Raw genomic sequence first — 13,016 nt, 5'->3', positions numbered from 1 at the left:
CTGTAACTCCCAGGCTCCCATCTATTTTTCTGTGTCCAACGTATTGAAACGGAACGCATGAAATGCACTCCCCACTTCCAGTTCTTTAGCTTCGATTACTTCCAGGTTTTCCACTAGCTTTTCCGCTTCTGTTTTTTCCACTTGCTTTGTCATATGTTCACCTCCTTAACATGTATGATGGATGGCCTGTAACTCCCAGGCTCTTATCTATTTTTCTGTGTCTAACGTATTGAAACGGAACGCATGAAATGCACTCCCCACTTCCAGCTCTTTAGCTTCGATTACTTCCAGGTTTTCCACTAGCTTTTCCGCTTCTGTTTTTTCCACTTGCTTTGTCATATGTTTCACCTCCTTAAAATCACTTCAAAGCTGACTCTTCTAAGGTATATTTCACTTTCAGATAAACGGGAATTAGACTTCTTCTTTCAAAGACAATTTTATATTGTTTTTTAGAAGCCTTTTATCATAAACGACTGTTCCTATAGCCACCAAATATAACCCTATACAAATGATCAACACGTATGAAAATCCAACCTGGGAAAAGTCACCTTTGTCAGTTCCATAGTCCAGAAAAGTGTTGAATACCCCCGCAGCGAAAGCTCCGGTTCCAAACTGTACCATCTGGAATAACCCCATATAAACCCCTGTTTCTTCCTCGGGAACGGACAACATAGCAATTTTATTTTGTGTGGGCATGGAAATGACACCAGCCAATCCAAAAAGGAGAAAAGCAAATATAAAGAAAATTAAGCTGCCATTAAACATTGTCAATGTAAGATTTACCATTCCAATTATGGAAATCGAAATAGATAAAAGTAAAAGGTTTCTATTGTCTTTTAAATCTGCAAGTTTACCAGCATACCCAGATAATAAAACCGCCAGTATCGAATCTGCCATAATGATATAGCCAACAATATCTGGTTGAATATTGTGTATATCCCGCATGTAACTTGGAATGTAAAGCACTATTACATTTGTGATCATAAATAGAACGAATATTCTCACAATCGAAGAGATAAAAATGGTGTTTTTTATTGCCTTTCTTGGAAGCAAAGAAGTATTTCCTTGGTTTGCCCGTTCATAAAATACAAATAAAATTAAACTCAATATTGTAACAGCAATAGAAAGCGACCGTTTCACTACACCAATATCATCATTGAATATAAATTGAAAACTGATTACCATAACTAGTAAAGCCAAACTGTTTTTTAAAGGTAAATGAAGGTTTGCCGTGATTCTTTTTTTGGATTTGGGAGTTACCATTAGTACAAGAATTAAGGATATGCAGCTTATGATAATCAATATTCCAAATATCATTTGCCAAGGGTAATATTTTATTACCAAACCACCAACAGCTGGTCCAATAAGTGAGGCGGTCGCTAAAACTCCGGAAAACCATCCAAAAGCCCAGCCTAATTTATTATCCTTAAAACTTTGCCTGATCAATAATACCTGGGCAGGTACTACCATTGCATCTGCAATTGCCTGAAGTGTCTGATACAGCAAAAACAAATTCCAATTATTTGTGGTTCCACTAAGAATGGTAGATGTGATAAATAGCGACAGGCCAAATATCAACAATTTTCTTGCGCCTAAAACATCGGCCACTTTACCAAAAAGCGGAATGAGAAATGCGAAAAAAGAGAAGAAAAGAATATTTCTAATTTGAAGTGTGGAATAAGAAATATCAAAAAAGTCTACAAGATTAGGGAATGCAATCGTCAGCATGGACGTAGACATCACACTAGCTATAACACATGAAGAAATGGTTATAATCAATAATTGATCCTTATTTAATTTCATATATATAATCCTTTTTTATTTATTTTATTTAAATTCCCCTTTAGTCATCTTCCTTTTTTGATATTGATATTTAACCTTTTTCATGCTGATTCGGTAGATCATTTATTGCAGGCAGATCATCTACAGCCAATTTGACGCCTGAATCGAATTGTAAAACAAATGCTAGCACTAATAGAATGGAGAACCCAGATACTAATATTTTTTTCATATACCTTAACCTCCTGATATTGATTGATACAGCTAGTATAAACCATCCAAATATGGTACATTTTTCTTGTATAGCCACTACAGAGTATTTTTTTCGATATTTAGTTGGTGTTTCCAATGAAATACATAAAAAAATATAAAAGTATTTATATTTTTAGGAGTTGATAAAATGGATGCAAGCATTCCTTTTAAACTTGGAAATGTACTCTACAATTTAAGAAAAAGATCAGGTATAACACAAAAAGTTATGGCAGAGGGTATCATTACTCAAGCACAACTAAGCAACATAGAGAAGGGGAAGGTCATTCCATTAGCGACTACTTTATATGAACTCTCATTACGTTTAGGCATCAGCATTGAAGATATCCTTTTAGAAACTTATTCAGACCGAATGGAATATAGTGAGGAAGTGAAATCTCAAGTCAGGGTTTCCATTAGAAATAGAGAGTATCGGCAGGTAAAACGGATTCTCGAAGCAGAACAGTACCATGCAGATTTCCAGTCACCTATCAATAAACAATTCATCCTCTGGCATTTGGGGATAGTAGCCTATTATTGTGATAATGATATATTGAAATCCCTGGATTTTTTAGATCGAGCATTAGACTTATCTACCCATTTTCAAATTTTATCTGCTCAAAAAATAGAAATTTTGAATAGCAAAGCCATTATTTATAACGAAATAACTGAATATAAAAAGTCAATTGCCTCTTATATAGATGCCCTTAAGCAATTTCAACAACTTCCAAAAACTTCAATGAATTATAGAATTAAAGTCCGGATTCATTACGGATTGACAAAATCCTTACATAAGGACGCACAATATTATGAATCTATAAAAATTTGCTCTGACGCCATTCAAATTTTAACGCGGGAAGAATCTATGTACCTATTGGGAGAAGTATTATATCAACGTGCCCAATCCTTTCAGTCATTGAACAACATGGAAAGTGCCACAAAAGGGTATGAAGAAGCAAGGAATATATTCTTATTGCAGCAGAATTACGAGTTTGAAAAAGTCGTTCAGGAAAGACTGCATGAGATAAAGAAATCTCTATAATGACTGAAGAATTTACACAGCAAAACAATGCTGTACTTTTTTGGTTAGTATAATGTTCATGTGTTCGGCTTGGAACGTAAAAAAAGAGTCCGTAACATTATTACCGATAATCAAGCACGAGAGCTAGGGAAAGCGGTTATGGCATAACGAAAGGAAAGCATTCCATCCAAACTGGAAATTCATATCATAAAAAGGACTTTTATATTTTCAATCCAAAATAGCCAAGATTTATCGAGGTAGATAAAAATCAATGACCCGAATTAAAAAATCACCAGAAACCACCTTCTTCAAACCATTCAAATAGGCCTCATGAACAAGACTAGCAGAAACCTACCTTATTCAAGCTGGAAAGCGAAGGATAGCATAGGGGGTTCCCTATCTAAATTCCTCGATGTCACGAATTTTGAAACGCATCATACCCACATGGTTCCAGAACCTCTCAGAACGAACCCTATCTGTCTATTTCCATCCATAAAGTTGAAACTTTTTTTTCAAATTCTGTCATCAATGTTACAATAACAAGGTTGAAATCAATCAATCTATAGAACATGTGAGGTATCATTCAATTTATGAAAGCATTACGATTATTAAAAAGTTTTAACTTTTTATATTTTGGACTGCTTGCCATTTTCATTCCGTTTCTCCCAGTCTACCTGGCTGATCAAGGTTTGCGTCCAGCCCAAATCGGATTCATCATCGGTACAGGAGGTTTTGTCACCCTCATCACCCAGCCTTTATGGGGAATGATCAGCGATAAAACGAGGACAATACGAAAAGTCCTGTTGTTACTCATCTTTTTCTCGAGCGTAATCGGTTATTTTCTCTATGACTCAAGCAGCTATCTGCAGCTTATCCTGTTTGCCATGCTCCTATATTTCTTTTTGATGCCGATCGATCCCCTGACGGAAAGCCTCAACTTCACGATTGCAGAGAAATCTGGGATCAGTTACGGTTCCATCCGGACATATGGTGCATTGGGCTATGCGGTCATATCGCTGATCACAGGCTACGTTATGTCCTATTTCGGAGCAAACAGCCTGGCTTTCCTTTTTGCCGGCATAGGTTTGATCAGTTTCATCATCAGCTGGATGATGCCTGATGCACCCGTTTCGGGGAAACCTGTCACCTTAAGCAGCCTTAAGCATTTTTTCAGCAATAAAGAGACGCTTCTCTTCCTGTTATTGGTCTTTATCTGTGCTGTTCCAGCAAGGATGAACGATACTTTCCTCGGGGTGTACATCAGGGAACTTGGAGGGAGTGCCAAGCTTGTAGGCTTGACCTGGTTCTTAGCGGCAGGAAGTGAAATCGTCGTATTCGCCCTAAGCTTCTGGTGGCTGCGCAAAGGTAAGGAAATCATCATCATTTCGTTTGCAGCAGCGTTTTTCTTTATCCGTTATTTCGTCTCTGCGTGGATAACCGATCCACATCTATTAGCTTATTTGCAAGTCATGCAGCTATTGACTTTCCCGATCTTCTACTCGGCTGCCATCCAATATCTTTATCGGATCGTTCCCGTTGAGTGGCGTGCCACAGGCCAAACCGTACTGGCACTGTTATTCTTCGGGGTTTCGGGAATCATTGCTTCTTATATAGGCGGAGCCATATATGGGGCTTTTGGGGGCAAGACCCTTTACCTGTTCATCTCCTCCATCTCCTTTATAGGAATGATATTTGCCTTCGTTCTTTATCGGATATATGGCAAGAGGCTCGATACTGCAGAGGAAGCTGTATAATCTTGAAAAACTGCATAAAAAAGAGCATGTTTTGATCAAAACATGCTCTTTTTTATATTCCGTTAGCGAAATAAGGGGGCAACCGTTAACATTAGCACCGAGAAGCAAAGCAGGATTGTCGTTGTCCTGTTTGAGAGTTTTACTTGTTTGCCATTTTTATAGAACCCTGAAAATTGAAGCCGGTCTTTATAGAGTACATAAAGTAATGGGAAAATTGCCATAGCAACAATCCATCCGCCTGCGGTATTCTCAACGGTTATACCAAAAATCGCATAGATTGAATTAATGATGAGCCCCATTATCATTCCAATCACGAAAATAATGGTGATTATACGCAATAATTCTAAGATCACTCTTAACATCATTTCACCTGCTTTCATCCTGCTTTTCCGTTATCCGTAAAAAAAGGCTGCAATCAGCAACCTTGAAAAAACTTTATAGGATGGGACACTTCCCTAAATATAACAAACTCTCATCTTTTGGTAAATAGACGCTCTTTACTCTTCTTCTTGAACGAGCGAATGCTTAAATGCGTAAATCACCGCTTGCGTACGGTCCTGTACCGCAAGCTTGCTTAATATATTGCTGACATGCACTTTGGCTGTTTTTAGGGCTATGTATAGTTCATCGGCAATTTCCTGATTCGTTTTCCCTTGTGTCATCAGCAGCAAAATTTCCATTTCGCGGTTTGTCAATTGATCATGAAGCTGGGTGATCTTTGGGCGACGCAGCTTTTCCATCATTTTTCCCGTCACTTCCGGTTCAAGTACGCTTTGCCCTTGGAACGTTGAACGGACGGCTCTCGCAATCTCGCTGGCCTTTGATGTTTTTAACATATAGCTCGTCGCTCCGGCTTCCAATGCCGGGTACACTTTTTCATCATCAAGAAAACTTGTCACAATGATGATCTTTGCTTCTGGCCAACTCTCAATAATTCGTTTCGTCGCTTCTATGCCATCCATTTCCGGCATGACCAAATCCATCAAAATGATATCCGGGCGCAATTCCATTGCCAGTTCGACTGCTTTCAAGCCGTTGTCCGCTTCCCCGATCACTTCGATATCCGGCTGTGCGGATAAATAAGCCGATACCCCTATCCTTACCATTTCATGGTCATCGACAAATAATACTTTAATCATCATGATCACCTCCAGCATTTAATAATGGGATTTTCACTTCAAGTTTCGTTCCTTTATTCGGAACGCTTACAAGTTGCATCGTTCCGCCTAATTCCACAGCCCGTTCATGCATGTTTTGCAGACCATATGATCCCGTTTTCGACTCCTCTACGTTAAAACCGATGCCATCATCCGTTATCCGTAAAATGATCAGCCCGTCACGAACGATCAATAGCACTTCAAGCGAATTCGCTTTTGCATGTCTTAGTGTATTGGAAATCGATTCTTGTAAAATCCTAAACAGATGGTCTTCAATCCCCTTATCCAGAGTGACAGTTTCCATCTTCCAATTTATGTCCATCGTCACTTTTTGGGCCAATTCCTCCAGGAGCTCCTTCATCCCCGCCTGTAAAGATTTTCCCTTTAATGCAACGGGTCTCAAATGAAGTAATAAAGCCCTCATCTCAAGCTGGGATTGATGGATCATCTCTTCCACTATCTTGAATTGTTTCATTTCCGTTTTTTCCATATCTGATTGTGACTCGGTAATGGCCGACATGAACATCGAAGCGGCAAACAATTGCTGGCTTACCGAATCATGCAGTTCCCGCGCCAAACGGTTTCGTTCCTGGGAAACGATTTCCTGGATCTGTTTCTCCTGATCAATGGCCTTTTCATTCGCCATTTTTTGTGATAATTTGGTCTGCTCATTGATTTGCTTATGAATCAGTTGCATCCGTTCCACCATTTTAGCCATCTCTTGGACCGGATACGCCTCCTGTTGCGAAGGTAAGCGACCCTGTTCAAGTAAATATAGACCTTCATCCACCCTTTCCAGCTGCCTCTTCCAAAACAACCCCGAAACGACACCATAGAAAAGCCCTACCGTAATGACCAGACTTGGCAGGAATATGACGAAAGGCAATCCCATGACCACTTTCTCCCACAATACGCTCCAGTCGGATAAAGGAAAGATAAAGAAAACAGCCGCCGGCAAGGCAAGGGAAAGTACGAAAGAAACACCAAGGGCAGTCAATATCTGCCGTGTCATTATGCTCATACCCGCTTCACCTCTAAATCCCCAACTAAAATTGAAGTGATGATATGAACCTTGTGATCCGTTCCATTGAACCCTTCCGTTTGGTAGGAATAAATCTGATTAAAGACCTTGGATTCAGGCTTATTTTCAAAGATCCTCGCTCTGCCTGCAATGACCGAATGATGGACCCTGATTTCGATGCCATACGGTACAAGCACGGTAATATTGCCAATGATATTCCTGATGGAAATGACAGCATCGCCTTTCGGTAAAATCGTTTTGCTTAAATCGATAACCGTATCACCGACCCCGCCCTGAACATTCACCGAATTCCATTCATATACATGCTCGGCCGTTTGTTGATGACCGAAAAACTTATTTTTAAAAAGGTAATCTGTTTTCAGCAATTGTTCCTTATTGATCTTTTCTTCGTCCGAATCATCATTGGTTAAAATGGGACTGACCCAATCAGGATTCTTTTTGGACTGATAATATAAAAGCAAAAGATAAATGAGGATCGCCATAAGAAAAAATCTAAAGACGATCATATTCAAGACAGTGATGATAAGGGAAATCAGCCCTATAAAAAATAGGATTTTCCCGATTGACCGTTTTGTGAATTTCCTGCCTATATAGATACAACCTATTGAAAAAGCGAGGGAAAAAAGGAGACCCCCACCCGTAAATGAAATCTCTAAAAAAAGCAGGACGACTCCGATGAGAAGTATCCATCCCATATAGTCCGTCTTCATCTTGTTCAACATCGGTTCGCCTCCCCTGTATATGATCATGATATTCTTAAAAGGCACAGGAATCCGTGCCTTTTAAGAATACCATGAAATTATCACGTTCTGACAGCCTGTTTTCCCCCGCCCTCATTTCCTGGAAGTCAGGGGATAACGGCAATACTTTAAAATACCTTTACGCTTCTTTCTGTTCCAGTTCCTTTTCAAGCTGGACAATCCTGGCATCGATTGTATGCCGATTATAATCTGTATGGACTTGATGCTCGATGCGATCGATATAATGCTCCATTTCTTCAAACATCGCTACCGGTTTGGCGTCGGAAATGCCTCCGTCTAAAACCCGATTGATCCGGTTGTTTGCCCGGGCAATATTCTCCCTGCCCATCAGTTCCATCCGCTTTAGATGCATATCCTTGAGCTTATGCTTCATTTCTTCATACTTCCGCTCCAGTTCAGCCAACTGAACTTCTGCACTTTTATGCGCCTCCTTCAAACTTAGCGCACGATCTTCATAGTGCAGGCTTTCCTTGAAAGCAAATTCCATTAAATCGGTTTCTCCTGACTGCTTAGCAATTTCAGCCTGATGCTTACGTTTTTCAGCCAGATTTTGCGCTTGATTATATTCACGCGTAAACTCTTCTTTCAAAAGATATTGACGTTCAAGCAGCTTACCGACCTTTTCTGTCTCCTGCTCGCATTGACGTAAATATTGATTCAACATTCCAATTGGATTCTTTTGCTCCTTTTTATCCAACAAGTCGTGAAAATCCGCTGAAATCGTTTGTTTCATTCTTGAAAATAAATTACCCATTCCAATTCCATCCCTTCTATTAGTTCTTATTCAACTCTTTCCACTCTCTTTCAAAATTTGAGAATGGGTCCGTTTCTTTCGATACATTTTCATCATTTTCATTCCACTTTTTATAAACCAGGTAAAGAACATAAGCTGCAACCAGTCCTAATATCGCTGGGATATGGGAAATAGCAACTACAAGCACGATAAGGGAGATTGATCCCCAGGCAATCTTGGCTCCTGTGGATTCGGACTTCATGAACTGTTTGAACCCAAAGTATAGGATCGCCAAGCAAATCGCCAAGCTGATTAGTGGACCAACATTCGCTAGCAACATGAATAATGCGATCAGTCCTACAATAAATAAACCAAATTTCTTCATTGTTTTCGTCCTCCTTTCCATGTTTATATCTTATCTAGTTTTACGAGTTCGTATAATGAGCCTTAGCTATATTTTCTATTAAGACTTAAGGCGTAGTTGCTATAAGCCCACACTAACGAGAGTGTTTTGTTCCTGAATTTGAGAGATTTACTCGTGTTTGGGCGTTTTACCCGTGAGTTTGAGCGTTTTACTCATGAGTTTTGGCCTTTTACTCGTGAATTCAGCTAGTTTACTCGTGAGTTTTGGTGTTTTACTCGTGAGTTCAGCTAGTTTACTCGTGAGTTTTGGCCTTTTACTCGTGAATTCAGCTAGTTTACTCGTGAGTTTGGGTGTTTTACTCGTGAATTCAGCTAGTTTACTCGTGAGTTCGGACGGCTTAAAAGTGGTGGGAAGATGAAGTTTTCCGATAGGGGGTGTGCAGCGGGCGAGCCTTTAATATAAAATTAAATCTTCCGATTGTGGTAAAACCGGAAGATTGTTCGAACTGCCAAATATAGCATCATTAATATAATTACAAATACAAACCTTCGACGTAAACTGACGTGATGGTTTGAGCAATCTCGTCGACAGAACTTTGATGTTCGTTTCGGACAATTTCCCAAAGATACATTTCATTTGTGAAAAACCATCCTCTTGCCACAAGCTCATGGTTTAGTTCAGCCCTTGCCAGCCCATTTTGCTGTGCATATGCGACGTCCTTTGAAATTCGCTGAATGAACTTCATGCGGATCGCCTTCCATTTATTTGAGATGACAGTTGAAATCCCAATGGCCTGTTCGAAAACTTGCATCATATTGCGTTCAGCCTCTGCCATTTTCAAAAAAGCATTAGCTTGTTTATTTATGATATGTTTTGCTTCGTCCTTCGATTTTGGAAAGAAAGAGGTCTCCGCAATTTCATAAAATTGCTCCATGACATTCTCCATTAATACAATTAAAAGATCCTCTTTCCCTTTAAAATGAACATAGGCAGTTCCGTACCCCACGTTTGCCTTTTTGATCATTTGGGAAATAACTGCAGCTTGAAAACCTTCTTGAAGAAATACCTCCTTTGCCGCTTCTAATAACTTTTGACGTGTCATGATTGAGCGCAAATGTCGTTTATCCCCTACATTACCATTATCCATCCCGATTCCTCCCCTTATCTTCTAGCATAATGGATTTCTTTAAAAATAAAAAATATTTGCTGGAAATGTTTTTTTGACGTTTTTAATATTTTTAATTTTCTGAATTATGTTATTGACACTGTGTCATATTCTTTGGTACGATTCTCCTAGGATCAAACTAATATAGGAGGATGATTATGAATTCAAAATACACGTTGGATTACGCAAAACAAATGGATGAGAAAGATTCCCTTAAAGGTTTTCGAGAAGAATTTTATTTAAAGCCGAATTCCATCTATATGGATGGCAACTCATTGGGGCTTCTTTCTAAAAGAGCTGAACGCACTCTTTTGGAATCTTTGGAAGATTGGAAGGAACATGGGATTGATGGATGGACACAAGGGAATCACCCATGGTTTTTCATGGCAGAGGAATTGGGCGCCAAGATTGCCCAATTAGTGGGAGCTTCTCCTGAGGAAGTTATTGTAACCGGATCCACAACTGTTAACCTGCATCAACTTGTAGCTACTTTTTATAAGCCGGAAGGGAAACGCACAAAAATTTTAGCGGATGAACTAACCTTTCCGACTGATATTTATGCTCTTCAAAGTCAGCTGCGTACACATGGATACAATCCGGAAACCGATCTCATCCGCGTGAAAAGCCGCGATGGAAGATTCCTTGAAGAGGATGACATTATCGAAGCAATGACCGATGACATTGCTTTAATCATCTTGCCAACGGTCCTGTATCGCAGCGGTCAAATATTGGATATGAAACGATTAACTGATGAAGCTCATAAAAGAGGAATAGTAATCGGATTTGACGGCTGTCATTCCATCGGTGCCATCCCGCATTCATTCAGCGAATGGGATGTGGACTTTGCGTATTGGTGCAATTATAAGCATTTAAATGGCGGTCCTGGCGGTGTTGGCGGCCTATATGTAAATCGAAAACATTTTGGAACGATGCCTGGATTGGCTGGATGGTTCGGGTCCAAAAAAGATAAACAATTCGATATGGAACATACATTAACACCAGCTGAATCAGCAGGCGCGTATCAAATTGGAACGCCACATGTATTAAGTTGTGCACCATTGATTGGGTCTTTAGAAATTTTTATCGAAGCTGGCATTGAGAATATCCGGGAAAAATCCCTTAAAATTAATCAATATTTAATAGACTTAATTGAACACGAGCTGGAAGACATGGGATTTTTCATTGGAACCCCTAGAGAAGACATACGCCGCGGGGGTCATGTAAGCCTTGAGCATAAAGTAGCTGCACGGATTTGTAAGGCATTGAAAGAAAACGGTGTCATTCCGGATTTCCGAGCGCCAAACATCATTCGTCTTGCACCAGTTGCACTATATACTTCCTACGCAGAAGTTTGGGAAGTGGTACAAATACTCAAGAAAATCATGGCGGAAAAACAATATGAAAAATTCAAGAATGAACGAGAAGTGGTTGCATAACGCTAATACCCGCTTCCCTCGAATTTGTTAGTCGGTTAATATGGGCGGTCAGTCTACGCTTAAAGAGGTGTGAACTAACTGCCCGGGTAAGATAAAGTCTTTTGGGATAAAAGGGGATGAACTATGGAGAATAAACATACTCAATTGAATCTTAAAGATGATCCTGAGAAAGGATTAAAACGTAATCTGGAAACAAACCAGCTTTCCATGATCGCGATGGGCTGTGCCATCGGGACGGGACTATTCCTTGGCAGCGGGCTTGCCATTCAAGCGGCAGGGCCAAGTGTATTGCTCAGCTATGCACTCGGGGCGTTCATTGTCTTACTATTGATGGGCTGTTTAGCCGAAATGACGGTTGCCCATCCCACTTCCGGATCTTTTGGGGCCATTGCTGAAAAGTACATGACTCCAATGGCAGGCTATCTTGTCCGCTATTCTTATTGGATTGCCAATGTTTTGGCTGTTGGGGTTGAGGTAAGTGCAGTCAGCGTTTATATGAAGTATTGGTTTCCGACTGTGCCGGGAATCGTATGGATTTTATTGTTTGCAGGTATCCTGATTTATGTAAATGCTACTAGCGTGAATACATTCGCTACATTCGAGTATTGGTTCTCCTTCATTAAAATAAGTGCCATTGTTGGTTTTATCCTTCTTGGATCCTATGTACTATTCGGTTCATCCGAACGGCCGCATATAGGACCTGAGAACTTTGTAAATGAAGGCGGTTTTTTCCCATTCGGCGGGTGGGGAATGTGGGTAGCCGTATTTATTTCTTTATTCAGCTTTCTTGGAACTGAAATGATAGCGGTTACATCAGGGGAAGCAAAAGATCCGGATGCAGCTGTTCCAAAAGCATTAAAAGCGACGGTCTTCCGTTTATCGACTTTCTATGTGTTGACAATTGGGATCATGTTGATGATCGTTCCATGGAAAACAGCTGGAATCGAGGAAAGTCCATTCGTAAAAGTAATGGAAATCCTGAACATTCCAGGTGCATCCGGGATTATGAACTTTATTATTTTAACGGCTGCTTTATCTGCCATGAATGCTCAGCTCTATGCTTCGACACGTATGATGTTTTCATTAGCGCGCGGGAAACATGCACCTGGCTTTTTAGGAAAGCTAAACAAAAGGGGTGTTCCTGCAAAAGCACTTGCTGTCTCTACCACTGGGATTTTCATTGCTGCAGGCGTACATTCGTTACTTCCTGGTTCTTCCTATGCCTTGATGATGGGGATTTCCATGTTCGGTGCTATGTTCACATGGCTTATGATCTTCATTTCTCATTTGTTTTTCAGGGTGAAATGGGAGAAAACAGGCGGACGCAAGTTACCGGTAAGGATGATGGGTTTTCCCTATTTAACGATACTAGGAGCCGTTCTTCTATTTAGCTTAATGATTACGACATGGTTTACAGATTTCAAAATCATGCTTCAATTCGGGATACCTTGGTTACTATTTTTAACTGTTGCTTATTTTGTTTCAAAAAGAAGAAATATTAACCATAATGTAATGGAAGAATCTCTGGAAAAGAAGATAGAATAGTATGACGGAA

At 39.9% G+C, this 13,016-nt stretch carries 16 protein-coding genes; 5 read left to right on the top strand and 11 right to left on the bottom strand.

Annotated features, from left to right (window positions below; all coding sequences use genetic code 11):
* Positions 1–21 precede the first annotated feature (21 nt).
* The 4 genes from AC1DVK_RS11210 to AC1DVK_RS11195 all read right to left on the bottom strand — a co-directional run bounded on the left by AC1DVK_RS11210 (position 22) and on the right by AC1DVK_RS11195 (position 2,011).
* A complete protein-coding gene (locus tag AC1DVK_RS11210; protein WP_284149542.1) occupies positions 22–153 on the bottom strand; it encodes a hypothetical protein in 132 nt (43 codons plus the stop codon).
* Positions 154–207: 54 nt separating this feature from the next.
* Positions 208–339, bottom strand: coding sequence for a hypothetical protein (locus tag AC1DVK_RS11205; RefSeq protein WP_284149542.1), 132 nt, complete (start codon positions 337–339; stop codon positions 208–210).
* 72 nt (positions 340–411) lie between these two features.
* Positions 412–1,803 carry an MFS transporter gene (locus AC1DVK_RS11200; RefSeq protein WP_477626499.1) on the bottom strand — a complete coding sequence of 464 codons (1,392 nt, stop codon included), beginning with the start codon at positions 1,801–1,803 and terminating at the stop codon, positions 412–414.
* A 70-nt stretch (positions 1,804–1,873) separates the two neighbouring features.
* Positions 1,874–2,011 carry a hypothetical protein gene (locus tag AC1DVK_RS11195; protein WP_176431983.1) on the bottom strand — a complete coding sequence of 46 codons (138 nt, stop codon included), beginning with the start codon at positions 2,009–2,011 and terminating at the stop codon, positions 1,874–1,876.
* A 168-nt stretch (positions 2,012–2,179) separates the two neighbouring features.
* On the opposite strand from AC1DVK_RS11195, the gene AC1DVK_RS11190 reads away from it, so the two are divergent.
* Together AC1DVK_RS11190 and AC1DVK_RS11185 are read left to right on the top strand one after the other, a co-directional pair.
* Positions 2,180–3,070: a helix-turn-helix domain-containing protein gene (locus AC1DVK_RS11190; RefSeq protein WP_410864044.1), complete on the top strand. Its 891-nt coding sequence runs from the start codon at positions 2,180–2,182 to the stop codon at positions 3,068–3,070.
* Positions 3,071–3,639: 569 nt separating this feature from the next.
* Positions 3,640–4,803 carry an MFS transporter gene (locus tag AC1DVK_RS11185; protein WP_410864046.1) on the top strand — a complete coding sequence of 388 codons (1,164 nt, stop codon included), beginning with the start codon at positions 3,640–3,642 and terminating at the stop codon, positions 4,801–4,803.
* Positions 4,804–4,865: 62 nt separating this feature from the next.
* Here the strand turns inward: AC1DVK_RS11185 and AC1DVK_RS11180 are convergent, their stop codons facing one another.
* From AC1DVK_RS11180 to AC1DVK_RS11155, 6 genes are all read right to left on the bottom strand, one after another.
* Positions 4,866–5,183, bottom strand: coding sequence for a hypothetical protein (locus AC1DVK_RS11180; protein WP_477626498.1), 318 nt, complete (start codon positions 5,181–5,183; stop codon positions 4,866–4,868).
* A 117-nt stretch (positions 5,184–5,300) separates the two neighbouring features.
* The gene (locus tag AC1DVK_RS11175) at positions 5,301–5,942 is read right to left on the bottom strand and encodes a response regulator transcription factor (RefSeq protein WP_477626497.1); all 642 of its coding nucleotides are present in this window, start codon (positions 5,940–5,942) and stop codon (positions 5,301–5,303) included.
* The gene (locus AC1DVK_RS11170) at positions 5,935–6,981 is read right to left on the bottom strand and encodes a sensor histidine kinase (protein ID WP_061464569.1); all 1,047 of its coding nucleotides are present in this window, start codon (positions 6,979–6,981) and stop codon (positions 5,935–5,937) included. Before AC1DVK_RS11170 ends, AC1DVK_RS11175 begins: the two co-directional genes overlap by 8 nt.
* Positions 6,978–7,724, bottom strand: coding sequence for a cell wall-active antibiotics response protein LiaF (gene liaF / locus AC1DVK_RS11165; RefSeq protein ID WP_477626496.1), 747 nt, complete (start codon positions 7,722–7,724; stop codon positions 6,978–6,980). The genes AC1DVK_RS11170 and liaF overlap by 4 nt, the downstream gene beginning before the upstream one ends.
* 157 nt (positions 7,725–7,881) lie before the next feature.
* Positions 7,882–8,517 (bottom strand): PspA/IM30 family protein, encoded by a 636-nt coding sequence (locus AC1DVK_RS11160; protein ID WP_317778071.1) that lies wholly within the window; start codon positions 8,515–8,517, stop codon positions 7,882–7,884.
* A 19-nt stretch (positions 8,518–8,536) separates the two neighbouring features.
* Entirely contained in the window at positions 8,537–8,881 is a 345-nt protein-coding gene (locus tag AC1DVK_RS11155; RefSeq protein WP_061464572.1) for a lmo0954 family membrane protein, read from the bottom strand.
* Positions 8,882–9,053: 172 nt separating this feature from the next.
* Between AC1DVK_RS11155 and AC1DVK_RS11150 the strand changes: the two genes are divergently transcribed.
* Positions 9,054–9,278 carry a hypothetical protein gene (locus AC1DVK_RS11150; protein ID WP_477626495.1) on the top strand — a complete coding sequence of 75 codons (225 nt, stop codon included), beginning with the start codon at positions 9,054–9,056 and terminating at the stop codon, positions 9,276–9,278.
* Between the two features lie 114 nt (positions 9,279–9,392).
* On the opposite strand, the gene AC1DVK_RS11145 is transcribed toward AC1DVK_RS11150, so the two are convergent.
* Complete coding sequence (locus AC1DVK_RS11145) at positions 9,393–10,007, bottom strand: TetR/AcrR family transcriptional regulator (protein WP_061464573.1); 615 nt, start codon at positions 10,005–10,007, stop codon at positions 9,393–9,395.
* A gap of 176 nt (positions 10,008–10,183) precedes the next feature.
* On the opposite strand from AC1DVK_RS11145, the gene kynU reads away from it, so the two are divergent.
* Both kynU and AC1DVK_RS11135 read left to right on the top strand, forming a co-directional pair.
* Complete coding sequence (gene kynU / locus AC1DVK_RS11140; RefSeq protein ID WP_477626494.1) at positions 10,184–11,461, top strand: kynureninase; 1,278 nt, start codon at positions 10,184–10,186, stop codon at positions 11,459–11,461.
* A 123-nt stretch (positions 11,462–11,584) separates the two neighbouring features.
* A complete protein-coding gene (locus AC1DVK_RS11135) occupies positions 11,585–13,006 on the top strand; it encodes an amino acid permease (RefSeq protein WP_410864057.1) in 1,422 nt (473 codons plus the stop codon).
* Positions 13,007–13,016 lie beyond the last annotated feature (10 nt).

The sequence above is a fragment of the Peribacillus sp. P4_B1 genome, assembly GCF_056402395.1.
Note: the sequence above shows the minus strand (reverse complement) of the source record. Positions and strands in the feature narration are given on the sequence as shown.

Bases quoted from the DNA above. Each gene is read 5' to 3' on its own strand.
- AC1DVK_RS11210 (WP_284149542.1), bottom strand. From the start codon at position 153: ATGACAAAGCAAGTGGAAAAAACAGAAGCGGAAAAGCTAGTGGAAAAC.
- AC1DVK_RS11205 (WP_284149542.1), bottom strand. From the start codon at position 339: ATGACAAAGCAAGTGGAAAAAACAGAAGCGGAAAAGCTAGTGGAAAAC.
- AC1DVK_RS11200 (WP_477626499.1), bottom strand. From the start codon at position 1,803: ATGAAATTAAATAAGGATCAATTATTGATTATAACCATTTCTTCATGT.
- AC1DVK_RS11195 (WP_176431983.1), bottom strand. From the start codon at position 2,011: ATGAAAAAAATATTAGTATCTGGGTTCTCCATTCTATTAGTGCTAGCA.
- AC1DVK_RS11190 (WP_410864044.1), top strand. From the start codon at position 2,180: ATGGATGCAAGCATTCCTTTTAAACTTGGAAATGTACTCTACAATTTA.
- AC1DVK_RS11185 (WP_410864046.1), top strand. From the start codon at position 3,640: ATGAAAGCATTACGATTATTAAAAAGTTTTAACTTTTTATATTTTGGA.
- AC1DVK_RS11180 (WP_477626498.1), bottom strand. From the start codon at position 5,183: ATGAAAGCAGGTGAAATGATGTTAAGAGTGATCTTAGAATTATTGCGT.
- AC1DVK_RS11175 (WP_477626497.1), bottom strand. From the start codon at position 5,942: ATGATTAAAGTATTATTTGTCGATGACCATGAAATGGTAAGGATAGGG.
- AC1DVK_RS11170 (WP_061464569.1), bottom strand. From the start codon at position 6,981: ATGAGCATAATGACACGGCAGATATTGACTGCCCTTGGTGTTTCTTTC.
- liaF (WP_477626496.1), bottom strand. From the start codon at position 7,724: ATGTTGAACAAGATGAAGACGGACTATATGGGATGGATACTTCTCATC.
- AC1DVK_RS11160 (WP_317778071.1), bottom strand. From the start codon at position 8,517: ATGGGTAATTTATTTTCAAGAATGAAACAAACGATTTCAGCGGATTTT.
- AC1DVK_RS11155 (WP_061464572.1), bottom strand. From the start codon at position 8,881: ATGAAGAAATTTGGTTTATTTATTGTAGGACTGATCGCATTATTCATG.
- AC1DVK_RS11145 (WP_061464573.1), bottom strand. From the start codon at position 10,007: ATGGATAATGGTAATGTAGGGGATAAACGACATTTGCGCTCAATCATG.
- kynU (WP_477626494.1), top strand. From the start codon at position 10,184: ATGAATTCAAAATACACGTTGGATTACGCAAAACAAATGGATGAGAAA.
- AC1DVK_RS11135 (WP_410864057.1), top strand. From the start codon at position 11,585: ATGGAGAATAAACATACTCAATTGAATCTTAAAGATGATCCTGAGAAA.